The 26,879-nt window shown below is 67.8% G+C and carries 24 protein-coding genes and 1 pseudogene; 15 read left to right on the forward strand and 10 right to left on the reverse strand.

What is annotated here, in order from left to right; all coding sequences use genetic code 11:
- The first annotated feature begins 422 nt into the window (after positions 1 to 422).
- Together ADK54_RS48025 and ADK54_RS39505 are read left to right on the forward strand one after the other, a co-directional pair.
- Entirely contained in the window at positions 423 to 2,168 is a 1,746-nt protein-coding gene (locus ADK54_RS48025) for a DUF4157 domain-containing protein (RefSeq protein WP_078966997.1), read from the forward strand.
- A 406-nt stretch (positions 2,169 to 2,574) separates the two neighbouring features.
- The gene (locus ADK54_RS39505) at positions 2,575 to 3,237 is read left to right on the forward strand and encodes a zinc ribbon domain-containing protein (RefSeq protein WP_053730683.1); all 663 of its coding nucleotides are present in this window, start codon (positions 2,575 to 2,577) and stop codon (positions 3,235 to 3,237) included.
- 566 nt (positions 3,238 to 3,803) lie between these two features.
- On the opposite strand, the gene ADK54_RS39510 is transcribed toward ADK54_RS39505, so the two are convergent.
- Entirely contained in the window at positions 3,804 to 4,253 is a 450-nt protein-coding gene (locus tag ADK54_RS39510; protein WP_053730684.1) for an RICIN domain-containing protein, read from the reverse strand.
- A gap of 851 nt (positions 4,254 to 5,104) precedes the next feature.
- Between ADK54_RS39510 and ADK54_RS49025 the strand changes: the two genes are divergently transcribed.
- Positions 5,105 to 5,461, forward strand: coding sequence for a DEAD/DEAH box helicase family protein (locus ADK54_RS49025; protein ID WP_420717480.1), 357 nt, complete (start codon positions 5,105 to 5,107; stop codon positions 5,459 to 5,461).
- Between the two features lie 20 nt (positions 5,462 to 5,481).
- On the opposite strand, the gene ADK54_RS39515 is transcribed toward ADK54_RS49025, so the two are convergent.
- A complete protein-coding gene (locus tag ADK54_RS39515; RefSeq protein ID WP_053730685.1) occupies positions 5,482 to 6,222 on the reverse strand; it encodes a hypothetical protein in 741 nt (246 codons plus the stop codon).
- A gap of 269 nt (positions 6,223 to 6,491) precedes the next feature.
- On the opposite strand from ADK54_RS39515, the gene ADK54_RS39520 reads away from it, so the two are divergent.
- Positions 6,492 to 7,589: an alpha/beta hydrolase gene (locus ADK54_RS39520; protein ID WP_078966998.1), complete on the forward strand. Its 1,098-nt coding sequence runs from the start codon at positions 6,492 to 6,494 to the stop codon at positions 7,587 to 7,589.
- Positions 7,590 to 8,012: 423 nt separating this feature from the next.
- Here the strand turns inward: ADK54_RS39520 and ADK54_RS48445 are convergent, their stop codons facing one another.
- Positions 8,013 to 8,138 (reverse strand): hypothetical protein, encoded by a 126-nt coding sequence (locus ADK54_RS48445; RefSeq protein ID WP_267887077.1) that lies wholly within the window; start codon positions 8,136 to 8,138, stop codon positions 8,013 to 8,015.
- Between the two features lie 448 nt (positions 8,139 to 8,586).
- Here ADK54_RS48445 and ADK54_RS46495 point away from each other — a divergent pair, with 448 nt between their 5' ends.
- Complete coding sequence (locus ADK54_RS46495) at positions 8,587 to 8,751, forward strand: hypothetical protein (RefSeq protein WP_159048026.1); 165 nt, start codon at positions 8,587 to 8,589, stop codon at positions 8,749 to 8,751.
- A 344-nt stretch (positions 8,752 to 9,095) separates the two neighbouring features.
- Here the strand turns inward: ADK54_RS46495 and ADK54_RS46500 are convergent, their stop codons facing one another.
- The gene (locus ADK54_RS46500) at positions 9,096 to 9,527 is read right to left on the reverse strand and encodes a hypothetical protein (RefSeq protein ID WP_159048027.1); all 432 of its coding nucleotides are present in this window, start codon (positions 9,525 to 9,527) and stop codon (positions 9,096 to 9,098) included.
- 700 nt (positions 9,528 to 10,227) lie between these two features.
- Here ADK54_RS46500 and ADK54_RS39530 point away from each other — a divergent pair.
- Both ADK54_RS39530 and ADK54_RS39535 read left to right on the forward strand, forming a co-directional pair.
- Positions 10,228 to 10,521, forward strand: coding sequence for a hypothetical protein (locus tag ADK54_RS39530; RefSeq protein WP_053730687.1), 294 nt, complete (start codon positions 10,228 to 10,230; stop codon positions 10,519 to 10,521).
- Positions 10,522 to 10,954: 433 nt separating this feature from the next.
- Positions 10,955 to 11,233, forward strand: a complete 279-nt coding sequence (locus ADK54_RS39535) for an HU family DNA-binding protein (RefSeq protein WP_053730688.1) — start codon at positions 10,955 to 10,957, stop codon at positions 11,231 to 11,233.
- 117 nt (positions 11,234 to 11,350) lie between these two features.
- On the opposite strand, the gene ADK54_RS39540 is transcribed toward ADK54_RS39535, so the two are convergent.
- A complete protein-coding gene (locus tag ADK54_RS39540; protein ID WP_053730689.1) occupies positions 11,351 to 11,695 on the reverse strand; it encodes a WhiB family transcriptional regulator in 345 nt (114 codons plus the stop codon).
- Between the two features lie 941 nt (positions 11,696 to 12,636).
- Between ADK54_RS39540 and ADK54_RS39545 the strand changes: the two genes are divergently transcribed.
- Both ADK54_RS39545 and ADK54_RS47040 read left to right on the forward strand, forming a co-directional pair.
- A complete protein-coding gene (locus ADK54_RS39545; RefSeq protein WP_053730690.1) occupies positions 12,637 to 15,165 on the forward strand; it encodes a trypsin-like peptidase domain-containing protein in 2,529 nt (842 codons plus the stop codon).
- A gap of 60 nt (positions 15,166 to 15,225) precedes the next feature.
- Positions 15,226 to 15,699: a hypothetical protein gene (locus tag ADK54_RS47040; protein ID WP_053730691.1), complete on the forward strand. Its 474-nt coding sequence runs from the start codon at positions 15,226 to 15,228 to the stop codon at positions 15,697 to 15,699.
- A gap of 14 nt (positions 15,700 to 15,713) precedes the next feature.
- On the opposite strand, the pseudogene ADK54_RS48030 reads toward ADK54_RS47040, so the two are convergent.
- The 5 genes and pseudogenes from ADK54_RS48030 to ADK54_RS39570 all read right to left on the reverse strand — a co-directional run.
- Positions 15,714 to 15,858, reverse strand: a pseudogene (locus ADK54_RS48030) (aminoglycoside phosphotransferase); the annotation flags it as partial.
- Positions 15,859 to 16,308: 450 nt separating this feature from the next.
- Positions 16,309 to 17,010 (reverse strand): hypothetical protein, encoded by a 702-nt coding sequence (locus tag ADK54_RS39555; protein ID WP_053730692.1) that lies wholly within the window; start codon positions 17,008 to 17,010, stop codon positions 16,309 to 16,311.
- A gap of 7 nt (positions 17,011 to 17,017) precedes the next feature.
- Entirely contained in the window at positions 17,018 to 17,626 is a 609-nt protein-coding gene (locus tag ADK54_RS39560; protein ID WP_053730693.1) for a sigma-70 family RNA polymerase sigma factor, read from the reverse strand.
- Positions 17,626 to 17,814 carry a hypothetical protein gene (locus tag ADK54_RS46505; RefSeq protein WP_053730694.1) on the reverse strand — a complete coding sequence of 63 codons (189 nt, stop codon included), beginning with the start codon at positions 17,812 to 17,814 and terminating at the stop codon, positions 17,626 to 17,628. The genes ADK54_RS39560 and ADK54_RS46505 overlap by 1 nt, the downstream gene beginning before the upstream one ends.
- 1,698 nt (positions 17,815 to 19,512) lie before the next feature.
- Complete coding sequence (locus ADK54_RS39570; protein WP_234392401.1) at positions 19,513 to 20,001, reverse strand: N-acetylmuramoyl-L-alanine amidase; 489 nt, start codon at positions 19,999 to 20,001, stop codon at positions 19,513 to 19,515.
- A gap of 622 nt (positions 20,002 to 20,623) precedes the next feature.
- Here ADK54_RS39570 and ADK54_RS39575 point away from each other — a divergent pair.
- The 6 genes from ADK54_RS39575 (at position 20,624) to ADK54_RS39595 (ending at position 26,718) form a co-directional block, all read left to right on the forward strand.
- The gene (locus ADK54_RS39575; RefSeq protein WP_053730695.1) at positions 20,624 to 21,055 is read left to right on the forward strand and encodes an Rrf2 family transcriptional regulator; all 432 of its coding nucleotides are present in this window, start codon (positions 20,624 to 20,626) and stop codon (positions 21,053 to 21,055) included.
- A gap of 95 nt (positions 21,056 to 21,150) precedes the next feature.
- Positions 21,151 to 21,906, forward strand: a complete 756-nt coding sequence (locus tag ADK54_RS39580; protein ID WP_053730719.1) for an SDR family NAD(P)-dependent oxidoreductase — start codon at positions 21,151 to 21,153, stop codon at positions 21,904 to 21,906.
- Between the two features lie 293 nt (positions 21,907 to 22,199).
- Positions 22,200 to 23,558, forward strand: coding sequence for an OFA family MFS transporter (locus ADK54_RS39585; RefSeq protein WP_053730720.1), 1,359 nt, complete (start codon positions 22,200 to 22,202; stop codon positions 23,556 to 23,558).
- Complete coding sequence (locus ADK54_RS49030) at positions 23,555 to 23,671, forward strand: MFS transporter small subunit (RefSeq protein ID WP_420717479.1); 117 nt, start codon at positions 23,555 to 23,557, stop codon at positions 23,669 to 23,671. The genes ADK54_RS39585 and ADK54_RS49030 overlap by 4 nt, the downstream gene beginning before the upstream one ends.
- A gap of 354 nt (positions 23,672 to 24,025) precedes the next feature.
- Complete coding sequence (locus tag ADK54_RS39590; protein WP_053730696.1) at positions 24,026 to 25,330, forward strand: MFS transporter; 1,305 nt, start codon at positions 24,026 to 24,028, stop codon at positions 25,328 to 25,330.
- Positions 25,331 to 25,410: 80 nt separating this feature from the next.
- Positions 25,411 to 26,718 (forward strand): anhydro-N-acetylmuramic acid kinase, encoded by a 1,308-nt coding sequence (locus ADK54_RS39595; RefSeq protein ID WP_078967006.1) that lies wholly within the window; start codon positions 25,411 to 25,413, stop codon positions 26,716 to 26,718.
- The last annotated feature ends 161 nt before the right edge of the window (positions 26,719 to 26,879 follow it).

Here is a 26,879-nt window from a genome sequence, read left to right on the forward strand (position 1 = left end):
TCGAGTACGAAGTACGCTCCGAGAACGACACCATCCCGGCTGCCGGTTAGCCACCGAGCCTGGAACCCAAATGGTGGGTCAGGTCAACCCGTCACCCAACCCTGCACCAGACCCGAACGCACGCACAGGAACGCGCAACTCCATGACAGGAAACGGCTCTTGTGCCAAGCGCTTCATGACAGTCAACCAATCACCACATAGCAGTCGACCCGATCACCCGCACACACACCTGCCCTGCAGAAACACACACCCCGGAAAAGACCCATCCCACTGATGACCAACCACTGCCACCACCCCGCACATTCACAGCTTCCCGGCCTCCGCTGACACACGGCTGTGCCTGCATTAACTACGCGTTGCCACCCTCTGAAAGGATCAGAGGGCCACGTCTGGCTGCGCGTCCGCAGCCTCGAAAGGACCCGATGCACGCCAACGAACAAGCCCCGACCTCTGACAGCAAGCAGCGTCTCCGCTCGCCCGCCAAGACCCAGACTCCGGGAGGCGGCTTGCCCTTGGGCCTCACAGCGCTTCAGGCGAGTGCCGGTAACGCGGCCGTCGTGCAGATGCTGCGCCAGACCGGCCACGAGTGGGCCCAGGGCCAGCACCAACACGGTGCCGGCTGTGGACGTCAACAGACCGAGCAGCCCCAGGTGCAGCGGTCCGCCGTGCATGACGTTCTCCGATCGGGCGGCCGCCCCTTGGACGACGCCACCCGCACCGACATGGAAAGCCGTCTCGGGGCGGACTTCTCCGCTGTCCGCATCCACACGGACAGCGCGGCCAAGGCATCCGCGGCCGAGGTCGGGGCACATGCCTACACCTCTGGCAGTCACGTGGTGATCGGTGATGGAGGCGGTGACAAGCACACCCTCGCCCATGAACTGACCCACGTGATCCAGCAGCGCCAAGGCCCCGTCGCCGGAACCGACAACGGAGCCGGGCTCAAGGTCTCGGACCCGTCCGACCGGTTCGAGCGTGAAGCCGAAGCCAACGCGACCCGGGTGATGTCGACGGCCGGGGTTCAGCGGTCGGCCGCGTCAACGCCGAGTGCGGGAACCGGCTGTCAGGCGTCGAGTGGGCCGGTGCCCGACGCGGCGGCGGTGCAACGCACGATCAAGGTCACCGCTGACGGCTACGCGCAAGCCAAAGGCCTCGAAAACAAGGACGCTCTCACTCGTCCGCAAGTCATGGAGTACCTCAAGGTAGCTGTCTTCGACGATTATCGAATGGCAGCCCAGTACTCGAAAGATGGCGATGCTTCCCTGAAGGCGAGATTCGAGGCGGTAATCAGCTCTCAAGGAAATGGTGTCGCCGAGCTCGACCTCCTGATCGCGGAAGTCAACAACGTGATGGAACGGGACGTCCCCGCAGAATACCGCGCCAACAAAAACACCCGGTACCACGTAGACCCGCAGGGGGGGTATAAGCATCAGTCTCTCGGCGTCAGAGATCCGTGGGCGAACGACGAAGCGATGTGGGACCAGTTCGGGCAAGGGCTCGGGCAGCACGCCCAGGACGCCACGGAGACGGTCGGCCGTGTAGGGAATGAGCCGCTCAAGCAGCTCACCTGGGACCAGGCCAAGCGACTCCTGCCCAGGCCCCTCATAAACTTGATCTTCGATGTCCGATTCCAGCTCGAAAGCGGCGCCCTGATCGACGAGCGGACACCAAATCAGCTGGCCAGACAGGATGCCACTCCCAATGAGCCCGGCACACTCCGGAGCTGGCACCAGGACGACACAGGCCGACTCCCCTCCCACGGTGCCGACCACCGCACAGGAGCCACCCAATTCGGCGACCAGGTCCCGGAAGAAAGCCGCACCCTCCACAACCACTACAACGACCACTCTCAATCAGGCACAGGATCCGCGATCCAAACTGCCGCAGATTTCCCCCGTGGGTTTGCCGAATACACCGGAACCGGATCCAACTTCGAGCACAACACCAAGGTCGTACTCGACTACATCCAGAAGCGCGTTTACCTGACTTTGACGCACTATCAGTACTGGGGCCTTGCCCAGGCAAACGGACGCTCGCACTTCATTCCGTCCGGCACTCAAGACGCGGCCCAGGCCGCAGGAATCATCACCGGGAAGATGCCAGGCCTCAAAATTCCCGCAGGCACGCCCTACCAGCTCATGAACCCCTGGGTTCAAATCCTGGCATAACCGGCACCACCGCAGCAGAACCACCCCGGCCGCAGCCCTCCAGGCTCCGGCCGACCCTTACACGGCCGTAAACCCTGGCCTCGCTTGGGACTTGGCCTCGTGTAGTTCGGCCTGGGCGGGCTCGCTGCACTCCTTGCCGGCTTTCCGGCTCCGCCTCCACGCCCTGGCCTCCCACACGAGCCGGTCCGGCCGTGAAGAGGAGGGGGGCCGGGGGTCCTCCGGGGCACTGACCAGGTGGTGTGGACCTTGCGTGGAACCGGTACATTGCGTGGCCGAACTCGCCCTGTTCTGCCACCATTTGGACGTCCGCTGTCAGACCCCCGAGGGCGGGCGGTTCCGGTGAAACCGGAGCCACCCCCCTCGCGTCTCACACGGGTCCGGTCACGACCACTCGGGGGCGAGCACCATGAGTTCCGAAATCTACTTCTCCAACAACTACCGGGACCTGTGCGATCAGCACGGCACCGGAGCCGGCTTCCAGTTCGAGTTCCACTGCTCACGCTGTTTTGACACCTGGCGATCACCGTTCGAGAACTTCACCGCGGGCCGCATGGCGAGCTGGCTGTCCAGGGGGGTGACCGCGGCATGGAGCGTGATCGGCGGGCGGGTCGGCAGCGGCATGTCGAGCGCCGCCGACGGGCTCGCTGGCGCCAGCTGGGGCGGCACCCGCGACGCCGCCTTCCAGCGGGCGGTCGACACGGCGCGCGGACACTTCAACCGCTGCGGACGGTGCAGCAGTTACGTGTGCGACCGCTGCTGGAACCCAGAGCACGGCCTGTGCTTGAACTGCGCTCCCGACACAGCAGCGGAGGCCGAGGCTGCCCGCAGGCGGGGCATCAACGACATGGCTTCGCAGCAGGCGTACGCCCAAGGGCAAGTACAGGGCGAGGACTACGACCCCACGGCCGCACGGCAGCTGGTGTGCCCGCAATGCCAGGCCGAAACACGCGGCGCGCCGTTCTGCGCAACCTGTGGGCACCGCCTCGCCCTGCAAGCGCACTGCGCCTCCTGCCAGGCCGTGGTGCCGGACAACTCGACCTTCTGCCCATCCTGCGGCACCAGGCGCTGACATGCCGCCCCGGCCGCACCCGCCGGCTTTGCCGCCAAAAGACTCCAGGCCGTCCGCCGTCCATCCCGCCACCCCTGCCGGTGACTGGCCCGCCTGCTGGAGGCCTGCGGTGTCCGGGGGCGCCCACAGGGGTATGCACCGACCCATTTCAGGGCAAGAGCACGACTGGGTTTCGCTCCTGCAAGGCGCAACAGTCCACGCAATGCTGGCTGGCGCCGGGCACTACGCGGCACAGGGGTACCGACAACAGGGAGATCACAGCAGATCTTGATGGATGCCCACAGGAAATCCCTTACCGGCAACAGTTGCCGCCGACCAGCGAGAGAGGCCAGGTGGTGTCGTACACCCCGTGCCTCTGGGCATGGACCGCTGCGGCATCACCCTGCGCCTCGAACTCCCCGCCACGCACCAGACGTACGGCTGCCATTTCCCACGCCCCTGGCGGACATCGACCAGGCTGGCCTGCAGTTCCACGCCGTCCGGACCGCACCCGCTGTTCCTCCCACCATCTACGGCGGCCGGTCTGAACAGGGACGAACGGGGGCAAGCGGATGACGTGAACTCGCTCAGCCCAGCTTCTGTTTCTGGCCCAAGAGGTAGCGGTCCTGGCAGGCGTAGACGAGGGTTTGCTGGACGTCGCCGCCGTTCTGCTTCATGTACATGTCGGTCAGGCACTGTCCGTCGATGGCACTGAGGATCGACACCCAGCCGTCGCCGAGGTCCTTGAGCCGCCACTTCTGGTTGGCGGGCAGCCCACCGGCCCTGATGGCGTCCTGGCCTCCGCCCGCGTTCCACAGCTGGCCCCGGTTGTTCTCCGCCCTGCGGTCCAGGACCAGAGCAGGATTGCCCGACGGGGACAGTGAGACGGTGCCATCGCTGTAGCGGCGCAGGATCCAGTACTCGTCGAGGTTCTTCTGGTCGTCGACCCAGCCGAGCGTGTACACAGGGGCCGAGTCGCCCATCCCGTTGCGGAACATCCCCAAGTAGCCGCCGCCCTGGCCCGTCTCGATGCTCACGCGCTGCTCGGACGAGCCTGACGGGCCGCCCCCGTTGTCGCCTCCGCCTCCGCCGGCTTTGGCTTCGTGCCCGTCCCAGGAGCGGGGGCCGCCCCGGGGGCTGGGGGGGGAGACTTGGGCTGCCCGTCTGCCTTGGGGGCCTCGGGGACAGTTGGAGCCTGCGACGCCGGTGGCGACAGCGGGGCCTGACTGGCCGCCGGGGTCTGTGAGTTCTCCTGGGGCGAGAGCTGGCCGGCGCTCTCCGGCTTCTCACTGGCCTGGGTCTTGATGCTCGGGTCGTGCTGGAACCACGCCAGGGCCAGCGCGCACCCGGCGCGGCAGGAAGCTCGGCCCGTGTCTCGCTGAACGCACCGACCGTGATCCGGCCCTCGGCCACATCCCCAGCATCGGGCTGCCCACAGGGCTCAACCCGTACCCCCAAGAGCAGCAGGCCCGCTGGTACATCCGCAGTGCGCAGCGGCGCCAGCGTGATCTCGGCGCCCTCCTCCGCGCCCGGATAGAGCCGCAAACGGCAGTGTCCACCTCGGCCCAACCGCCCCGTCCCCCAAGAGGAAACAACCGGTACTCCTCAACCGTGTCCCCCGTATTGCGCACCCGCAGCCTCGCCACAGCACTGTCCCCCGGGGCGATCTTCGTCGCGGCAGGCTCCAGCAACATCCACATACTCACCGGCAGATTCAAGCGGCTCACAAGGGCTGGTGCTGCGGCGGAGCGGGCACCTCGGGAGGCACTCCCATGTGCCCGGTTGCACCCCCACCTTGATGCAAACCACTGACGCCCCCACCTTCGGCTGCCAACCCCACGTCACGCAGCCCAGGCTGACTGAATCAAGCCATCGCACCCCGGCGGTCATGGCCACCGGGTCCGGGAAGACCGACGTCGCGGTACGCAGCGCGGAGGAGCTGCGTGCGGGCCGTGTGCTCGTGCTCGTGCCCTCGCTGGATCCGCTCGCGCAGACCGAGACGGCGTGGCGTGAGGGCGGCGCACGGGCCCGATGGGCGAGGTGTCGTCGCTGCAGGGTGAGGCGGTGGCGGTCCCGAACACCACGAAGGCTCAGAAACTCGGCAACCAGCCCTATGCCTTACAAACGACGCTCAACCATCACCGGAAAACGACAGCGGCCTTCACCGAGAAAACGACACCCACAACCCCGACCACCAGGAAGACCCCATACGCCCCCGGTGCAAACAGCCGACGCCATCCACTGAAACTCACATGTCGCTCATCATCACTGCCGTGAAGCGAAGAAGGTTGCAGCCGTGCTCCACAGAACACCGAGCTTCTCCTCTGCCTGCGCCAAGGTCGAAGGCACCATCGTGGCGAGCGGTTCACCCAGCCACGCGAGTTCGTAACTCTCGCATTCCTGCCCGCCCGTGCGTGATCCGCCGCTTGTTACCCTCGCTCCGGCGGACAGAGTGATCCTGTGGTCGAACCCCGGCGCGATCCGGTGTGCCAGGCGGTTTCGGACCTCGCCCAGTCGCTCGTAGAAGGAGTCGGACCTCAGGTCCGACATCGCCCTCGCGAGCGCATCGTTTGGCCATGCCACCTGAAATGCCTCGGTCGTCGACTTCCCCGTGACGCGCTGGCACCTCTCTGGATCGTCAGCGAACGTAAAGCGCTGCCGGTCAAGGCGGGAAGCAGCGAAGTAGAGACCGCAGAAGGAGCTTTCGAAGGCGGAGTGGAGGGAGACGAAGAACTCGAAGAGGCGGGTCTGGGTGGTGAAATGCCAGTCGCTCAGGCGCTCCTCCCTCGGAAGGTTCACCAGGCCGGTCAGTTCCAGGGCCGTGTCGCGCGCCCGGCGGTGGCGGTACACCACTGCATGGAGCGCGGTGGTGATCTGCGTCTTGACCTCGGTAATGTCTACACCCGCCTGGAGATCAGCGGAGTAGATCCCCGGTGTGCGCACGACAGCGTCGTAGTACGCCCCCTCGAATGCCTCGTGGGGAACACCCGTCCGCGGCTTCGACACCCATCCACGCGCTAGTCATGGGGCAATGGCGGGAGGACATTTCACCACCCGCAAGAAGTTATGCGCAGCCCGAGTCGACCAGGGACGCGGCTTGTCATTCCGTGGAGATCGTAACTGGGACCGGGTGGCCCTGCGGCCCGGGCTCTTAGAGAACTCTTATCGGGCTCTGAAATATCTGTTCCCGTTGTCCTTCGGGGCTGGTCACCGCCGGGAACAGGCCGGGGGGACCGCCCTGCCCCCAGTCACGAGCACCACGTGGAGCACAGACGATGACACCCCCCGACACCGTGGCGACGCCCGCTCAGGGCCGCCGTACCAAGCGCTGGGTCCTCACCGCCACGGTGGTGGCCGTGCTCGGGCTCGCCACCTGGCCCGTGCTCAGCTACTTCGACGTCTTCTCCGACAAGGGCGACGCGATCAGCTTCGGCCAGGACGACAAGCAGGGCGGCGAACGGGGCGGAACAAGCAGTTCCAAGGCGTCCATGCCGACGGGCCCGAAGGCTGATTTCACCGTCTCCGGCACCGTGCCGGAGGACGGCAGCAAGATCGCCGTCACGACGTACGAGGGCAAGAAATCCGGGTTCAAGGGCAAGGTGTGGGTCTGGGTCCCGCCACAGTACAAGGACCCGCAGTACGCGAAGAGCGGTTTCCCCGTGCTGATCGCCCTGCCCGGCGGCTCCGGGTACCCGAACAACTACTGGATGGGGCCCGACCTGAAGCTGGAGGCGAGCATCTCCAAGTGGTCCAAGGAGGGCAAGAGCCTGCCGTTCATCGTGGTCATGCCGGTGCTCAACCCCGAGGACCACGACCGGGACCCCAAGGACCCCAAGCTGGGCCAGTACTGGGACGGCAGTGACATCCCCGGCCAGCCGAAGATGGGCACATGGCTGACCGAGGACGTGCCCGACCTGGTCAAGGAGAACTTCCGCACGGTCAACTCCCGCGACGGCTGGGCCTTCATGGGCGCGTCCACCGGCGGCTTCGCGGGCCTCAAGTCCGTGCTGCAGAAGCCCGACCGGTTCAAGGCCGTCATCGCGGCGGGCCCGGACATCGTGCCGGACTCCCGCCTGTGGAAGGGCCACGACCAGGAGAAGGCCGAGAACAACCCCAAGGCCCTCGCCCCGAAGCTGATCAAGTCCGGGCACCCGGACGTCTACCTCGCCTTCGAGGTCGGCACCAAGGAGACCGCGGCCATGCCACCCATCGAGGACTTCGTGAAGTCCTACACGAAGGGCCCCATACACACCAAGCTGGACGTCATCCAGGGCGGCAAGCACAACGCCGCGACCTACGTGCCGAACATGGAGTCCGCCGGACTCATCCAGTGGATCAGCGAGCACATGCAGGGCCCCACACCCGTCTCGTGAGCGAGCCGGCCGCCACATGTCCGTTTCTGAGCTACACATGCCAGTGAGCGACGACGACCCGGTACATAGGAGTCGGTGTGCGCCTGGCTCGGCCGAGTGGACGCAGGGCGTAAGTCCGGCCCTGCTCAAGCACGCCGTGGCGGTCGAGGACTGCATGCCGTGCGCGCTGCCCTTCCGCCAGGTCGCGAGTGCCTTCATGGTTGCCTCGGCCGCTCCGAGGAGAATCCACCTCAAGAAGGCGCTGAAGAGGGAATACAACCGGCTCAAGGAGGCGTGTCCCGATCGTGGTCCTCTCGCTGCGAAGTTCTCCGCCGGGTTTCCGGGCCGAGCGCCGTCACGGCCCGTCCGGGAAACAGATCGGCGACGCGCGCGGATGCGACGCCTTCGGCTGAGGGAAGAACGAAGCCTCGATCGTGCGGTCTTTCATTCCGTCTGCTGGTGGCGGTCGGTGTCGTGCTGCTTGCCACGGGCTTTGTCACCGTGGCGCACAAGGCCGCGCCGCACGGCGGGGAGTTGCTGCCCTACGGCGCCCGTCTCGCGACTGGGCACCGGCGCCACAGTGGCCCGAGCCGGTCCAGCCGCCGACCCGCGAAACACTGGCCCCCGCTACGGTCCGGCCCCCGGCCAGCAGCACGGCCAGTGGCGTAGAGACGGCGGAGCGACCGCGGCGTGACCGTCCGCGGCCCGAGGCCGCTCCTGCCCCACGGCGACGACCGGGGCCGGAGTACCCCCCTGGCGCGCCGCACCTTCACCCAGCCCTCACCGGGACCGCCCCCACTACGACCCCGGCGCCGTCTGCTCCTGGGCGCAGGGCACCGGCATCGCCCCGGCCGTCGTAAGCGCCTGCCGCCAACAACTCGGCCGCTGAACGACATTGGCCAACCCGTGAGACCTCGGCCCGTCTCCGTCGTCCTGTGCGAGCCATCGCCTGCCTTCGGTGCCCTTCCCCGCCCCAAGACGGGTGGGCTCACCAACACCAGCGATCCAGGAGGGCCCCATGCCGACATGTTCCACGACGCGCGCGTTGCTGGCCGGCGCGCTGGCTGTTGTCGCCTTCGCTGCGGCGCCAGCCTCCACCGACTCCTCCGTCGACCAGCGCGCCAACACCTGCCGGCCCGAGGGCGGCATCGCGTGCGCGTACGGACTGGTCGTCACCTCCTGACACCGCACCGGATCCCTACAACGCGCCGTGAGCTGGATTTACGCCACGTGCAGCCCCGCGAACACCAACAACCTGGCCCGCCGGTGGTGCCGGGCACCCAGTGACCAAGCCCGCGTGGGCGGGGCCCGGCGCCGCGGCACGAGGGTCCAGTCCTGGACGGAGATCACCTGGGGCTCCGCGGCCACGGCCACACCGGGCCCGTCATGCCGGCCGGGACACAGGTCTGCGCCGAGTTCAACTACGGCGCCACCACCAGCCCCTGCGTCGCCCTGAAGTAGAGCGTCCCTGATGGGGCTCGTTGTAAGTGGTTCTGACCGGAGTTCCGTAAAGAGCGAAGTTGGCGGCTACTTCCGGCGCTGGAGAATCGGATCCAGGAGTCGCAGGGCTTCGTTCCGGACTCCCTCGTCGTCATCGGCGACCAGTTCCTGAAGCTGCTTGACGAGACATGCCGTGCGTTCCACGGTCGTCCACATGGGGTTGCAGTCCACTGCCGCGCTGAGCTCGTCCAAGGCATCGGTCGATGCCGCGCAAGCGAGGGTGGCCAACACAGTGCGCAGTCCGCTGGAATCCCCCCGTGCCAGCAGCGCCTCGGCGGTCTCCTCGATCACTCCTGTGTCCTGGTTGTCGAGGAGGAGACGATGAAGGACGTGGGTGAAGCCCGCGAGCTCTGCTGATGCTGCAAGGCGCCGCCCTGCTGCGGCCCTTACCGACCATGAAACGGAATCAGCATCCCTGATCGCCGCCACGTGCTCGTCGTCAGGCCCGATGATTCCCACGGATACAGAATGGCAGGTGAAGGCGGCACTGACCTGGTATTTTTTTGCCCTACAGGTAAGGCTGGCCATCACGTTCGCAATCAGCCCTACGCTTTCGGTCTCTTTCGCGCGGGGTCCGGCTCGCGGCACTCTGCCGACCGTTCGTGCAGCGCCACACGGACCAGGAGATCAGCGAGGGGCGCGCCGGGCTTCGATGCCTCCAGGCGCAGGCCTGGCAACCGGGGCAGTCCTTCTTCACCAAAGCCTTCCTGCGATGGGAGCAGCTGGGCAGGACGCACTCTCCCCCGCCAGTGATCCTGCTGACGCTACCGCCGACACCCCGGCCTCCTGCACTGGGTGGCTGTTGGGGGGCCGCCGGAAAGCGTGTCACGTCGCGAGGGCCGGTGAAGCGTCCGGGTTTGCCCAGCGGCCCGGACCTTTTGTAAAGGTAGCCGGACTGGGTGACAACAGCGGTGATCTGACGGCCCGTTGTCTGGTTGGCCCTGCGGAATCCGACGGCCGCACTTGCCATGCACCTCCCCGTGCCGTGGTTCACCGCCGATTCCGGCCCGGCCGGCTGCCTGGCGTGCCGACCAAGGCGGTGAGGATTACCCGAATTCGGCGCGCCGCCAGGTGCTTGAGGGATGCGTCGTATTACCTCTGCAACTACACGAAGTCGATCTGCTGCAGATCGCGTCCACTTCTCTCCATCGGAGATGACATGCACAAGCTTCGCAAGGCCGCCGTGTTGGTCGCTGCCCTCGGCAGCCTCGGAATGCTCGCCACCGGCACAGCCCAGGCACACGACGGGGGCCACGGGAGGCGCGGCGACCACTTCAACATCGGACAGAGCACCACCTGCAGGTCACACGACCTGAACCTCAACATCCTCGGCCAGGTCGGCATCCTCAACGGCCTGCTGGGCAACGGACTCAACGGCGAAGGCAACCCGAGCTCGCAACAGACCTCCATGGGCTCCAGCATGGGCTGCAACAACACCGCCTTCAGCAAGTAACAGTCACCACCTGCTTCGGTGCCCCAGCCACCAGCCGGGGCACCGAAGCCGGTGACCCCCGGAGCGACTCCGAGGTGAAACCTCCCGCAGTTGGCCGCAGACTGCGGAAGGTTCGGCGGTGATCGCTGTTCGCGTTGCGCTGCACGGTGTTGCCCAGGCATGGGCCACATCGGAGGCGTTCACCGCGGCGCCGGCCCCGGGCGGCCTTGCCGAGTTCCCCGATCAAGCCGTTGACCTGGCGAGCCGGGCCGTTGAGCGAGGGCATCGCCTGTCCTGCTGGATCTGCGTCCGACGGACTCCTTCATTCCCGGTCAGCCACAGCGACCCGCTGTACGACGATCCACCGCGGCTCTCGTCAGCGGGACCTGGCGGCATCGGCGTCGTAGACGACACTCACGCCCACGGTGGGCGCGAAGAACACGGGAGCAGGAACATGAACCGCAGAGAGCTGGTGGCCGCACCGGCCGACCGCGCCGAGGTGACCCGCAAGGACGCCGATGCCGTGCTCGCCGCTCTCGCCGAGACCGTCGGCGACATTGTCGCCAAGGGCGACGAGAAGGTCACCATCCCCGGCTTCCTGACCCTCGAACGCACCCACCGCGCCGCTCGCACCACTCGCCACCCGCAGACCGGCGACCCGATCAACATCCCCGCCGGCTACAGCGTGAAGGTCTCCGCGGGCTCGAAGCTCAAGGAAGCCGCCAAGGGATAGTAGGCAACCGTCGCGAGCTGCGATTGGCATCGTCGTCTCACACAGTGATCGTGGCGTTCTGGCCCTTCGCGAGGGTTGGTACCTGCGTTCCTCGGCCGGTCAAAGGTCGCGGTCCCCTCAGCCCGTGCCGGTGAGCGGGAGGGCCGGCAGACGATCACCGGTATGGGGCGCCGACGAGCCGGGCTTGCGCTGGTGCTCGCTACGGGCTGTCTCCAGCAGGCTCCTCCAGGACGTGACCGTCGGCCGACGCCGCAGCAGGGCGCGGCGCTCGCGGTCGGTCATCCCGCCCCAGGCTCCGAACTCGATCCGGAGGTCCAGTGCCTCGACCAGGCACTCCAGCTGCCCTGCACATCCTTCGGACACCGTCTTGGCACGGTGCTGCTGTGCCGCCTCTCCGAACAGCTCCTCCAGGTCGGCGCCCCCGCAGGCGGCACGGGTCCTCCAGTCGGGTAATGCGTTCACGAACCCCTCCCCTTCGTCATCTCACGCGGCCCGGCTCCCCCGTATTCCGGACGGCCCGATCAGGGCGGCCCGCGTCACCTGCTCTGCCATCAGGATCGTGCCGCCGCGTCCAGACATCGTGTCGGGCCGGCGCCCGGGCCAGGACACCAGGGGGGCGCCTCCCCCCGGGCACACCTACCTGAGCAGCCCCTTCACTCACTCCAACTGCACAGGATGAGACAGGCTCAAAGAGCCGTGCCGGAAGGGCTGCGGCAGGCGCCACCTGCCCTGTGTGACGTGGGTGTGTGTCTGCCCTCCATGTGGAGGGTGTGGCGGCGAACCGGAGACATAGGTGCACGTCAACGTGATCACGCTTCCAGCGTTTAGGCAAGAGCCCCAAGCCGACGTTGCTGCTTCCTTGATGAGAAGCCTGGCATTGACGGTATTTACGGTTAATCGCGACAAAAACTAAGCCTTGGACTAGACCAAAGACCTCCTGTACAGTCCGAGGCTCGATCCGGGGCTTTGCACTGACAATGCAATCTCTTGACCATTCCTATGGGGGGACTGGATGCATTTCCGTGCGGCCGTCTGCGGCTGGACAGCGCCTTCGAGCTGGGCCGAGACCCCGTCCCGGGTCTGAGCGGAGTCCGCCAACAGGGGCGGCCTCAAAGCAAGTTGGGAACTTTCCACACATGTTTGCGAGACATGTCCTGCCTGCCGTAGCTATAGGCGTTGCGGCGGTCATATCCGGCGTGGCGCCGGCGTTCGCCGTGACGGCGTTGCCAGCCCCGGGGGGATCACCGAGCCCAGCCCCGAATGCCGACGACCGTGATCCGGCCCTCAAGGCGATCGAGGACTTCTGGACCCCCGAGCGGATGGCTCAGGCGAAGCCGGTGCAGGGACAAAGCGTGAAGGCTGCACAGAACTCACCTGCAGCCAAAAAGGGTTCGTCCGAAGAAGTGCGTCAGGTCGGTACCTTCTTCTTCGAGACGGACGCGGACTACCGGTTCTGTACCGGCACCGTGGTGGCATCTCCGGCCAAGGACATCGTCGCCACGGCAGCGCACTGCTTCGACGGTACTGAGCCCAAGTCCAACCTCGTGTTCGTGCCGCAGCACCGGCCGCAGGATCCCGCACCACACGGCAAGTTCGTGGTCCGTGCCGAGCAGATCTTCATGGACGCGAAGTATGCGGAGCCGGATGGCGACCACAAGTACACCGATCTCGACTTCGCGTTCCTGAAAGCCGAGCCGCGCTCCGACGGCAAGCAGCTCGAAGACGTGGTGGGCGCGGTTCCGCTGGCCTTGAACGCCGGGTTCGACCACCCGGGCACCAGGGTCGTCGGCTACGGGCCGCAGCAGGGCCCGGTGGAGTGCCTCACCACGACGAAGGAGTTCGCCACCGGCGACCAGACTTTCAAGGGGCAGACATGGAAGGGAGGTTCGTTCCTCCAGGCCGACTGCAACGAGCCCGGCGCCGGTGTGTCCGGTGCGCCGTTCCTGATCGATCTCGGCGAGGGCAAGCGCGGCCTCGCCGGTGTCACGGGCGGCTTCGCTGCGGGCGGTCCCGGTACGTCGTACTCCTCCTACTTCGACGACGACGTCCAGCGCGTCTTCGATCTGGCGGTGGCAGCCACCCACCCGGTGCCGGACGTGACGCAGCCCAAGGGGCGGGCGACGAAGGAGGCCGAGCCCTCGAAGGCGCCCGAGCCGGCCGCCGAACCGAAGCCCTCGGGGCCGGTGACACCCAAGGCCGATGGCAGGGACCCGCGACTGAAGGCGATCGAAGACTTCTGGACCCCCGAGCGGATGGCCGAGGCCAAGCCCGTGAAGGAGCAGGAGGAGCGGGAGGCAAGGATCCCGAAGCCGGCGGCGGCCGGTGGCGCACCGCGCTCGCCCTCGCATCCCTTCGAAGGCATCCCGCAGGTCGGCACGTTCTTCTACCAGACGGACGAGAACTACCGCTTCTGCGCGGGCACCGTGGTGCCGTCGCCCGGGAAGAACATCATCGCATCGGCGGGGCACTGCTTCGACAGTACTGACCGCAAGACCAACATGGTCTTCGTGCCACAGCACCACGAGAAGGACCCTTTCCCGCACGGCAAGTTCGCCATCAAGGTCGGCGGGATCTTCATGGACTCGAAGTACCTGGAGACGGATGGCGACCACAAGTACACCGATCTCGACTTCGCGTTCCTCAAGACCGAGCCGCGCTCCGACGGCAAGCAGCTCGAAGACGTGGTGGGCTCGATTCCGCTGGCGCTGAACGCGGGCTTCGATCACCCGGGCACCCGGGTGATCGGCTACCCCCGGCTGCCGGGCATGGACGGCTACAAGCCCAAGCAGGACCCGCTGGACTGCATCACGACAATGAAGAAGTTCACGACGGGTGACAAGACGGACAAGGGCAAGGTCTGGAAGGGCGGTTCGTTCGCCCAGGTCGACTGCGACGGTTACGTGTCCGGCACCTCCGGCGGCCCGTTCCTGATCGACACCGGTGGAGGCAAGCGCGGGCTCGCAGGCGTCACTGGTGGTTTCGAGACCGGGGGCCACAGCCCCAACACCTCGTACTCCTCGTACTTCGACAACAATGTGAAGCGGGTCTTCGACGCCGCCGTGGCCGGCACCCAGCCGCCCTCGAACGTGCTGCCGGACGCAGAGATGTGGAAGCACGCCAAGGACATCGCCAACGGCTACTTCACACTCGCCGGAGCGGTCGAGGACGACCGCATGGACATGTTCGTGCTGTGGACCGACGGCGAGCTGACGATCTACCGGGGCGCGAGTCAGCGCGACAACTTCTTCGACAAGGAGTTCAAGGTCCAGGGGCCCAACAAGCTCTGGGCGGACCACGCCGTGCAGGTGGTCGCCGGCGACTTCACCGGAGACAGCGGCTCCGACCTGATCGTGCGCTGGACCGACGGCGAGGTGACGCTGTACCCGTCCGTGGACGAGAAGGGCTTCCACGGCGAGGTACAGCTCCACAAGCCGGAGCCGGACGACACCTGGAAGCACGCCGCCGCGATGACGGTCGGCCGCTTCGGCGGCAACGACAAGGTGGACGACCTCGTGGTCCGCTGGACCGACGGCGAGGTAACCATCTACCAGAACACAGGAACGACACTCGGCCGACAAATCATCGCCGTGACGCCCAAGACCCCCCAGGCGGAGACTTGGAAGCACGCGGTCGAGATCGGCTCCGGGGACTACACGGGCAACGACGGCTGGGACCTGATCGTGCGCTGGTCGGACGGCGAAGTGACCAACTACGCGGACTTCGACGGTGGAGGCACCTGGAGGGAGAACAAGTGGTACGCCCCGAATGAACTGTTGACCCATGCAGTCCTGGTGACTGGAGGTGACTTCTCCGACAACCCGTACGCGGACGACACCATCATCCGCTGGACGGACGGCGAGCTGTCCCTCTACACCGACGGCGACGATAAGGGCCCGGGCAAGGACAACCCGCTCGTCACCCCCAGGAAGTAGCGCACACCGTGCCCGGGCGAGACGCCCGGGCACCGTGGCCCACGTTCGGATTGGACAGTCATGCACAGCCGAAGGCTCACTCTGCCGGGCACCGTTCTGGTGTGTCTGGTGACCCTGGCCGCCTGTGACGGCGGCAATGGCGGTCACCCGGCCCAATCCCGCTCGGCGACAGCGCAGCCCCAGCCCTCCGGAGGGCCCGGTACCTGCGATGAGACGAAGCCGAGCGAGGCCGGCCCCTGGAAGTCGGTACTGGCGGAGTTCCGCGACTACTTGAAGCTGTCGGGGGCTAGCGAGCTGACCGAGCACGTCAAGGACGCCAAGCTCCGCGACTGCCCGGGCGGCGACAGAGAGGCGAACGTCCTCACGGACTACGACCCCCACCTCGAAGCACCCAACATGGACGCGGAGACGAAGCAGAGCGCGGACCGAGTCGCGCACGCATTCACCACGTGGCGGGACGAGAAATTCCACGACGAGGGATGGGTGTACGTCATCAACGGCGCGGTGGAGACCGTCACCAAGCGGCCGTGGTGACAACGAGGACACCCCTCAGCATGCAAGGCCACTGTGAGGAAGCCCGCAAGGGTGTCGGGCCGCGTGGTCGCCGCGGCTGATCGAGGTGTGGTCGAGCGGCTCGCCGGGGACCCACGTCATGATGGTCCAGTGCTTGGGGAAGCGCTCGGACGGTTCGCCGTCGTTCGTCTGGTCCCGATCCGCAGATTGCATCGTCGCAGCCTAGTAATCACGTGATCCGCCGGACAGGCCCCCAAGCACCGGCCGCCCGCCTGACCGCCTTCCATCCATCTCACTGCGATGTCCTACACCCCAGCTACTCACGCTCGAAGTCGCTGGCGTGACCGCCCATCGCTACTCACGCCCCGTTGCTTCCTGAAGCTCTTCGGCTGTGGACCTGGCCTGCGAGGACGACACCCTCGCAAGCCGGGTCAATATCAGGCAAAAGGAAGCGAGATAACGCAGGAACTGGACCCCGTCCTACGCGGCTTCGACCACATCAACGACAGCTGATCCCGCCCCTCCCCCCGGGGGGCATGCCGAAGGGGAGACCTCCGATGCGGCCCTTGCCTGATCGGCTGGCCGTTCGGCATCTCCCCTTGGCTGTCGCCGGATCTCCGGGCCGACTGGTCAGGAGGCCACGAGTTCAGCCCACTGGTCGGCCAGGTCGGGCCCGGGCTGCGGAATGGGGCCGAAGTCGTCGAGTTGAGCAATGTCGAGGTCTTCGACAGCGTCCTTGACCGCAGTTTCGAGTAACGCGTGGTTGTCGGTGGGCAGCTCGTAGTGGACGGTGACGCTCATCGGGGATTCGGTGCCGGTGACGACCTCGTGCGGCACGGGCATGTACTGGCACGGCTCGCTCTGCAGCAGGGCGAGCTGCCGAGCCCAGTACTGAGCGTCGCGCAGCTCGCCGCGCCGCAGGTGGAGCAGGTAGAGGCACAGGGCGCTGGTGGCGTTGCCGGCCCCGGCAGCGAACTGCCACCAGAACTGGGCTCCTTCTTCCTTGTCGGCGAGGACGAGCAGGCAGGCGAAGGCCAGGGCCCCGCCTGGGTCGCGCGCGGTGTCGAAGCGGGCGATGCGCCGGGCGGCGTCCTCGTCGAGGATGATGCCCTGGCTCAGGGTCCGCAGGTCTCGGGCCGCCCGCTCGTGCAGAGCTGACGGGGCGTGCCGTACCCGGACGGTGCCCGGGCTCGCCAGCACTTGCATCCACCGGAACTCCCCCAGTTCCTGGGTGATCCGGCGCCGGGATGCCTCCCGGTCCTGGCTGGTGTACTCCCCCTCGAAGACCCGTGCCCGGGCCAGGGCTTCCTCGATGCTGCGCTCTCGCCGCATCTGCCCATCACTCCTCATCGTCGGTGTCCTCGTCGACGCCCAGCCCCAGCTCGGCAGCGAGCCGACGCTTGGCGGTACGGCGGATGGAGCGGACCGTGGCCTCGCGGATCCCCATCACCAGAGCGGTGGTCTTGGTGTCGAAGTCCAGGGCGAACTGAAGGACAATGACATCGAACTGGCGCTCCGGAAGCCGTGCCATCGCGGCAAACAGGCCCATGGTCTCCTCCAGTTCCGTGATCTGCTGACGGAACTGCGCGCGGAAGCTGTCCAGGATCGGGTCGGTGGCCGCACATACGGCGCGGGCGAATGCCAGCGTCTCGGCCGCAGCCGGGTCCCGGCCCTTCATCGCCAGCTCGGCCCACACTCGTTCTTTCAGCAGCACCCAGGCGTAGGAGCCGATGTTCTCCTGCTCCGTCGCCGCGCCCCACACCACGGCCAGGTAGATAAACGTTCCGTCAACCAGGTCGTGCGCGGCTTCGTCATCGCCCAGATGGATGCGCGCGTACTCCAGGTAGGGCCGGTGGTAACGGGCGTGGAACGCCCAGAACGCGGGCGGCATGGCCTCACTCGGCTCACGCGTCGCGTATTCCGCGGGGTCCTGCGGCGGCTCGGTCATCACCGCTCCCCCTCGTCCAGCGGGGCGGCACCGGGGCGGGCCACCGGTGTCTGACGTTCGATCAGAGTCGCTGCTCCTACGCGGACTCCGGCGCCGAGCAGGCGCCGGAGTGCCGACCGCGCATCCGGCGCATACGCACGCGCCGCGGCCGCCGAGGCCAGCAGGAAGCTGGCAACGTCGTAGTTCACGATGGTTCAAGGTCCTTCGCGTTCGGTCGGCACCGCGTTGAATTGCCATCCCCGCAGAGCCCGCTGTGCCTGGAGCCTCGTTGCTCCTGGGAACAGATAAGCGGGTGGGTCCCCCGAAACGTGCAGAGCCCTGACATTGACTTTTTAACGGATGGTAGCCTTCCGGTTACAGCAAATCCCGTACGGTCGTTCGCAGTTGACTCCACCACTACGCGCCATCCTGCCCCGCCCGCCCCGCCACCGCCCGCGACCTGGGCAGCGGCAAAACAAGGCCAACGGTCAATCAGACTTTGCGCAAAGTACCCAGCTGCCGACCGAACCCGGAACGTGACCCAGATCACGCACCTGGAGCCGGCCGGGCCGCGCCCTCGGGCGGCGCGGCGGACCGACGCCTACGAGTACTAGCTGACCGGCCGTGATCCGGTGCGCGGCCCTTCGGTCTGCCAGCCATCCGCCGACGGCCATCACGCTCGTCGCCACGCCCCCAGCGTGAACCGCCGGCCTGGCCGCATGGACGCGAGGCGCTGCTGTCGAGTCAGCCGTTCCAAAATTTTGGAATGGACCCCAAGAGGCGATGGCGCGGTAGCCGGTCACGGCAACGTGATTCGGCTGTCCGATCACAGCCACCCGGGCGGGGGGACTGACAACGCCCTCTCCCGGCGGGACCCTGGCCCCGCGCGCAGCGCGGGCCGCTGACGAGACGGCTCATCGTGCTGGGCAGGGGGCGGGTCCGGTTGCACGGCGACGGGCCGCCCGTGTCGGCCCCGGCGCCACCCCCTCCGGGGCTGGCCTCAGCCCGATGAGGCCACCCTCCGCGGATGTGGAGCATGATCGAGTCCACAGGTGAGCGGCGCCGATGCGGCCGGTTTCCAAGGGCAGGAGCCAGGGCAGCAGCTCGGGTGTGGCGTGCAGTTCGCCGTAGAAGCCGAGACGGAGATCGGCGAGTTCGCCCTCGCAGAGCCAGTAGTCGAGCGCATCGCTCAGATGCAGGTCTGACGCCTCGGTGCGGGTTTCGGCCCACGCGGCGAGCCAGGGGGCGAGTGCCAGCGGTGACCGAGAGCGTTTCCAGTATGTGGGTGATGTGTCCGGTGCTCGGCTGGGTGTGCAGAGCTGAACGCCACCAGGCATGCCATACCTTCTCCACGGCTATTCGCGCCGGTGCGGGCCAGGTGTCCCAGTCGGCGGCAAGAAGCCGGGAGGCGATCATCCCGTGGTCGAACCGGCGGCGGTCAGGAGACGTACGATCCGGGGCGTCAGCCGACGGTACAGGCCCGGGAAGACGCAACCACGGGCATAGCCCCGTCCAACCGCCGGACGGCTGTCCCCCAAGCCGTACACAAATTTCCAAGACCGCTTAGCTTCCCTGTGCCCGCCGCCCTTGGCGGCTCGGATCGACCAGGATGCAGGACATGCGCACACCGCTGTTGGAAGCCAAGTTTGAGCCAGTTGGCCACGTCGTGTCAGGCCTCGTTCACAGCGCGGTGGACCGGCTACGTACCAAGGGGTTCTGCGTCCCCAGGCCGATCGCCAGATATGCGTAGAGCGACACACCGCCCAGCACACCGACCCCGGCCACATGGTCAACCCACAGGCTCAGTCCGAGGTGTACGCCCACCGAGACCAACCACAATCCCGTAGTAGCCGCCGTCCCCTTGCGCAGCACTACGCCCTGATGACTTTACGAGCGGCACAGGGTCGTCAGGTCCCGTGAGACTGCCGTACGCGGTTGATGACCGCCTCGCGCTGCCCCGCCCGTATCGTCCCTGGGCATGCGTGTCCGCCCCAGGGGGCTCCGCCCATGGCATGGGTGCCCAGCCCCCGCCCCTTCGAGGAGTCGGTCACCTCAAGCGGCCAGCTGTGCTCGCGGGCGCCCCACGCGTAGACACGGGCGACGGCATCGACCTGCGCCGTGGTGAGCGGTTTACCCGCAAAGCCCGAAGTCTCTATCGACACCCATTCGGCGTTGCCCGCGCTCTGCGTCCAGGCCTGGTCCTGGACCGATACGTACTGCTCGATCTCGCCCGCTTGCGACACCCAGAAATGGGCTGAAGACCGTGTCGCGGGGTCGGAGAACCGCTCGAACAGCGACCCTTCACCCTCCTGTACGTGCAGGACCAGACCCAGTTGGCTCGTCCGCCCGCCTCGGCTGAAGTTCTCTTTGATCGGCTTCTGGATGATGCCGGGCATCCATCCGAGGGGCGGGGAGGCCGGACCGGTCAACCCGGGGACGGGCCGCTGGGCGGCGTCGGTCTCCGCAGAGGCTGGGGTCTGCTGCGCTGGCGGTCCCTCCCAGAAGAGGACGCTCGCCGATGCAGGAGCGAGTAGCAGACCTCCCCCGAGGATGAACACGCCGCGCCGGGTCGGTCGGCGATGCATCCGTGTCACGGGTGGCTCCGCGACGGTGTGCCGAGGGGTGCAAGGCTGTTGCAGGGAGTGGGCATGCCGTCCAACGTCACCCGCGAATGTGATGACCGCTTCATGGCAATGTGATGAAGAGATGACAGCTCGGCCGAACACGAAGGTTGAGGCTGGCCGGGCCTACGGTCGACGGATCGCGCATGGGCGAACGCGTGACGGGCAGAGAGCGGCGAGTGGCCGTTGACCACTGCCAGGGACTGCCCTGATGGTTCTTCCCTCCAGGAGCAGACCCTGCGCGATGTGGCGCGGTGACACGGCGGGGGGGGGCCGAAGTCCGTTTCCTGATCTGCGTGTTGAGCAGTTCGGGGCTTTGGCAGCCCCCCTCGAAGGGGCTTGCCCAACGCCGTCGTAACCAATACAGTTACCATACGGCCGGAGGCGAGGTGAGGACATGAGCGCCAACAGCAGACTGACCATCGCCGCGCACGCCCTGACCTGGATCGGCCTGTATCAGCGCCGCGGCCACGAGGTCGCCACTTCCGAGCAGATCGCAACGAGCGTCAATACGAATCCCGTGGTGATCCGTCGCCTGCTGGCCCAGCTGCGCACGGCCGGGCTGGCCGACTCGCGCAGGGGCGCCGGCGCCGGCTGGATGCTGTCACGAGACCTGTCGGCGATCACCCTGCTCGATGTCTACGAGGCGGTGGAGTCGGGGCCGATCTTCGCCCTGCACCGCGCCACGCCCGATCCCGAGTGCGTTGTGGGCCACGGCATCGGGCCAGCCATGGCAAGCGTCTATGACGGGGTCGAAGCCACCCTCCGCAAGGAGCTGGCGAAGACCACGCTTGAGGACGTACTGCACGACGTACTGAAAACCACCTAGCGTCGACCGTCGGCCTCCCCGGCCGCGAACCGGCGCTTCCCGCGCCCGAAAATGTAACAAACATGGTTACGTCAACGATGATCCGGGAGGATCTCATGGGACAGCTGGACAACAAGACCGCCCTGGTGACCGGGGCCTCCACCGGCATCGGCCTGGCCATCGCCCGCAGATTCGCCGCCGAAGGCGCCACCGTCTACCTCACCGGCCGCCGCAAGGCCGAACTGGAGGCCGCCGTCGAGCAGGTCGGCAGCCGCGCCATCGGCATCCAGAGCGACGTGTCGCAACTCGACGATCTCGACCGGCTCTTCGCCGAGATCACCGAGCGCAGCGGCCGTCTCGACATCGTCGTGGCCAACGCCGGAGTCGGGGGCTTCGCCCCGCTCGGCGAGATCACCGAAGAGGAGTATGACCGGACTGCCTCCATCAACCTCAAGGGCACCATCTTCACCGTCCAAAAGGCGCTGCCGCTGCTGCCCGTCGGCGCCTCGGTGATCCTGCTCTCCTCCAGCGCGGCCCTGATCGGCGTCCCGGGGCTGGGTGTCTACGCCGCGACCAAGGCCGCGATCCGAAGCCTCGCCCGCACCTGGGCCGCTGAACTCGCCGGCCGCGGCATCCGCGTCAACGCCCTCACCCCTGGCCCTGTCGCCACCCCCGGCGGCGACGAGATCCGGGCGGCGTTCCCGCAGAGCGATCAGGCCGCAGCGCCCGGGGAGTCCGCCGCACCGACCCCGCTCGGCCGCATGGGGCGCCCCGACGAGGTCGCGGCCACCGCCCTCTACCTGGCCGGGGACCAGAGTTCCTTCACCACCGGGGCGGAACTGTTCGTCGACGGCGGCGCCACCCAGCTCTAGACCGGAACCACGCCCGCCGCCACCAACCTGCCCCCGTACACGACTCGGGGCGTACCGGTGGCGGCGGAAGATTCCCGGGCAAGCTCTTGCCGGTTCGCGCCATGCCACATCGTCGAGCAGAGCAACGCCCGGTGGCGCACACGGCGTTCGCGGCCTCTGGAGCCATCGCCAGGACCGGCGGGAGCGGGCACAGGTCTTCGCCGTCGAGGCCCGGGTCCGCGTATGCGATGTGCCTGTTCCGCCAACGGCTGGCGGTCTTCCGGGAGTTGCCGGTCTGCTGTACGGTCCGCGACATGCTCGCCCGCTCGCGCACACCGTCCCCACGGGGGTGGAGCCGCTGGCTCGTGCCGCCCGCCGCGCTCTCCATCCACCTCGCCATCGGCCAGGCGTACGCCTGGAGCGTCTTCAAACCGCCCCTGGAGTCCTCGCTCAGCCTGTCGGGTACCGCGTCCGCCCTGCCGTTCCAGCTGGCCATTGTCATGCTCGGCCTCTCCGCGGCCTTCGGCGGAACCCTCGTGGAGCGCAACGGGCCCCGGTGGGCGATGGCCGTCTCGACGGTCTGCTTCTCCTCCGGGTTCCTGGTCGCCGCGCTCGGCGCCGCCACCCGCCAGTACTGGCTCGTGATCCTCGGTTACGGCTTCATCGGCGGCATCGGACTCGGCATCGGCTACATCTCGCCGGTCTCCACCCTCATCAAATGGTTCCCCGACCGGCCGGGCATGGCCACCGGCATCGCCATCATGGGCTTCGGCGGCGGCGCCCTCATCGCAGCGCCCCTCTCCACCCAGCTGCTCTCCTCCTTCGGCGCGGACTCCGCGGGCATCGCGCGGACCTTCCTCGTGATGGGGGCCGGCTACGCGGTCTTCATGACGCTCGGCACACTCCTGGTGCGGCTGCCCCCGGACGGCTGGCGGCCTCCCTCCCCGCCGGCGAACGCGGCCCCGGCCGCCACCGGCGGGGAGGTCTCCGCCCGCAACGCCGTGCGCACCCCGCAGTTCTGGTGCCTGTGGGTAGTGCTCTGTATGAACGTGACCGCCGGAATCGGCATCCTGGAGAAGGCCGCGCCGATGATCGGGGACTTCTTCGCCGGTACGGCGTCACCAGTCGCGGCGGCCGCCGCCGCGGGCTTCGTCGGTCTGCTATCGCTCGCCAACATGCTCGGCCGCATCCTGTGGTCCTCGGCCTCCGACGTCCTCGGCCGCAAGAACGTCTACCGCGGCTACCTCGGCATCGGAGCGCTGATGTACCTGCTCATCGCGCTCACCGGCAACGCCTCGAAGCCACTGTTCATCGTCTGCGCCGCCGTCATCCTCTCCTTCTACGGTGGCGGCTTCGCCACGATCCCCGCCTACCTCAAGGACCTCTTCGGCACCTACCAGGTCGGTGCGATCCACGGCCGGCTGCTCACGGCCTGGTCCATCGCGGGCGTCCTCGGCCCGCTGATCGTCAACGCCATCGCCGACGCGCAGAAGAATGCCGGACGCACCGGACCGGACCTCTACAGCACCTCCTTCTTCATCATGATCGGGCTCCTCGCGGTGGGTTTCGCGGCCAACGAGCTGGTACGCCCCGTTCACCCGCGCCACCACGAATCCCCGTCCGCCGAAGGCGAGTCGACGCTCCTCGCACCGGAGAAGGGAGCGCTGTCATGACGGTCCGCCAAAAGGCCCTGTTCGCCGTCGCCTGGTTGTGGGTCGGTGTGCCGTTCGCGTACGGCATGTACGAACTGGGGCTCAAGCTCAAGCAACTGTTCACCGGCTCTTGAACAACCCCCACCACCCGTGCGATCGCCCCTCGTCGGGCCCTTCAGCCGGTGAGCCTCCCAAACCATCCGCATGACGCTGCGCACGCTGCCCCCGGGTGCATCTGGTTACCGCCCGGTGTGCGCGGCCAGGTCATCGCGGGGTACGTCGCCCCGCGATCCTGCTCGGCGAACTCACCAGAAAGCGCTGTGGAACCAGTTGCTGCTCACGGGTGGAGCGACGGTGTCGTGACCAGGAACGAGAGCGGCGGCCAGGGCGAGCACCGATACGGCGCGGACGCCTCTTCCGGCCCCTGGTCTCCGGCAGATGGCGGACGGGGCTTGTGGAGTCCGGCCTCGGTCAGCACGCTTGGCTCCATGACCCCACCCGACCCCGCTCCGGTCCGGTCTCCCGGACCCCGCCGGGCACTGCTGGCGGGATCCGTCGGCAACTTCATCGAGTGGTACGAGTTCGGCGTCTACGGCTATCTCACCACCGTCATCGCCGCACGGTTCTTCACGCCCGAGGGAGGCAGTGAGACCGAAGGCCTCGTCAGGACGTACGCGTCCTTCGCGCTCGCGTTCTTCTTCCGGCCCGTCGGGGCCGCCGTGTTCGGAAGGCTCGGCGACCGAATGGGCCGCCGGCCCGTGCTCGTCCTGGTCGTCTGCCTGATGACCGGCGCCACGACCCTCATCGGCGCGCTGCCGACGTACGCGTCCGTCGGCGCCGCCGCACCCTGGCTGCTCACGGTGCTGCGCGTCGTCCAAGGGCTGTCGGCAGGTGGGGAGTTCGGGGGCGCCGTGGCGGTCATGACGGAGTTCGCGCCGCCTGGGCGCCGGGGACGCTACGGGGCGTGGCAGTCATTCACCGTGTCGATCGGTCTGCTCGCGGGCGCCGGCACCACGGCGCTTCTGGCGACGGTGCTTACCACCGCGCAACTGGACGGATGGGGATGGCGACTGCCGTTCCTGCTCACGCTGCCACTGGGACTCGGCGCCCTGTGGCTGCGTCTCCACCTGGACGAAACGCCCGCCTTCGCAGCCTCTGCCGTGACGAAGGAAAGCGAAACTCTGAGGCATCCACCCACCGGAGAAACAGTCAAAGCGATCGCGCTGGGCATCGGACGTCTGACGGGATGGTCGGCCGCCGGATACACCTTCCTGGTGGTCCTGCCCTCCTACCTCCAGCACACCGCGAACGTCTCGTTCCAGCAGGCGCTGATCGCCACCGTGCTGGCGAACGTCGGCTTCGCGGCCACGATCCTGCCCTCCGGCGAGCTGAGCGACCGGATCGGACGACGACCGGTAATGCTGGCCGGTGCGCTGCTGGTCGCCGTGTTCGCGCTGCCGCTGCTCAACCTGGTACAGGACCCCGGCACGCCCTCGTACGTGAAGGGGGCCTTGCTCCTGGTCGCGGGCGCCGCGGTCGGCCTGATGGCCGGGCCCGGGCCGGCGATGCTGGCCGAGATGTTCCCAACCACCGTGCGCTACACGGGACTCGGGCTGGCGTACGCCCTCTCCAACGCCGTGTTCTCCGGATGCGCCGGCCTGATCATCACCGAGGCCATCGAGCGGACCGGGGACGCGGACATCCCCGCGTACTACGCCGCGGCAGCCTGCACCGTCAGCCTCGCCGCGCTGCTCACACTGAGCGGAGACGCCCACCAAAGGAGCCTGCGGTGAACGTCCGGCGCGACAAAGGCCCGCCAGCCAATGCCCCGCATACAGCCGACTCGCGCCCGGACAGACCCCGGACGAACGCCCTGCGGGTGATCGGCCTGATGTCCGGAACCTCGTACGACGCCATCGACGCCGCCGCGGCCGACGTGGCCCTGGAAGGCAGCACACTGGTCCTCACCCCGCTGGGCACGATCAGCACACCGTACGGAGACGAACTCCGCGCGGAACTGGCCCGGTCACTCCCACCCGCCGGCACCGACCTGGCCACGGTATGCAGGCTCGATACGCGCATCGGGCAGGAGTTCGCCGCGCTGGCCGTCCGGGCCGACGCCGAACTGTGCGACGGTCGGGCTGACTTGATCGCCTCGCACGGGCAGACCGTCTACCACTGGGCCGGGGCCGGCCGGGTGCACGGGACCCTCCAAATCGGCGAACCGGCCTGGATCGCCGAGGCGACGGGCCGTCCTGTCGTATCCGGCTTCCGGACCAGGGACGTGGCCGCCGGGGGTCAGGGCGCGCCTCTGGTGAGCATCGTCGACGTCCTGTGGCTGCGCGGCCGTCCAGGCGTGCCCGTCGCGCTCAACCTGGGTGGTATCGCAAACGTGACGGTGGTACCGCAGGGAGCGGCCGGCTCGCCGCTCGCCTTCGACACCGGCCCCGCCAACGCGCTCATCGACGCGGCCGCAAGAGAGCTGGCGCGACCCGACGCCTCAGGCTCGGCCCCCTCCATGGACACCGGCGGCGCGCTCGCCGCACGGGGCAGCGTCCACCAGCCACTGCTTCACCGGCTGCTGGACGAGCCGTACTACGCGTTGCCCGTCCCCAAGACGACGGGCAAGGAACTGTTCCACTGGCCCTATCTGCGCACCGCACTGGCCGCGTGCGGGCCGGTGCCCGTCGAGGACGTCCTCGCCACGGTGACCCGGCTCACCGCACGGACCGTCGCCGACGCCCTCCGGCCCTTCGGCACCACGGAGGTGATCTCTTCGGGCGGCGGAACCCGCAACCCGGTGCTGATGCGGTGGCTGGCGGAGGAAATGGCCCGGCACAAGGACGCCGGCCCCACCGTGCTGCGAACCTCGGACGAACTCGGACTGCCGTCGGGCGCGAAGGAAGCCTACGCCTTCGCGGTGCTCGGCTGGCTCACGGCTCACAGCCTCCCGGGAACGATCCCCACCTGTACCGGCGCGCGCCACCCCAGCATCCTCGGCTCGATCACCCCCGGCAGACCAGGCCGCGGGCTAGCACAGCCGCCGACGTCACCACCCACCGAGCTGATCGTCCGCCCCTCGACGCGACCCGAGCCCGCTGGGGCCACATGCGCCTCGTCTGGCCCCCCAGCGCCATCACAACACCCCCCGTCCACCGGACCGACAACGCGGTCTGGCTGATCAGCGTCAGCGGAATTGGCCATCCGGCCGAGGTGACGCGGCTACTGGCATCCGGCTCCCGGATCTACGCGGTGGCCTTCTCCACGGACGGCCACCGGCTGACAGCGGGCGTGGCGGACGGCAAGGCCCTGCTGTGGAACGCGAGCGGTCCGGTTACGCCC

It is taken from the genome of Streptomyces sp. WM6378 (assembly GCF_001279695.1).
Taxonomy (GTDB): Bacteria; Actinomycetota; Actinomycetes; order Streptomycetales; family Streptomycetaceae; genus Streptomyces.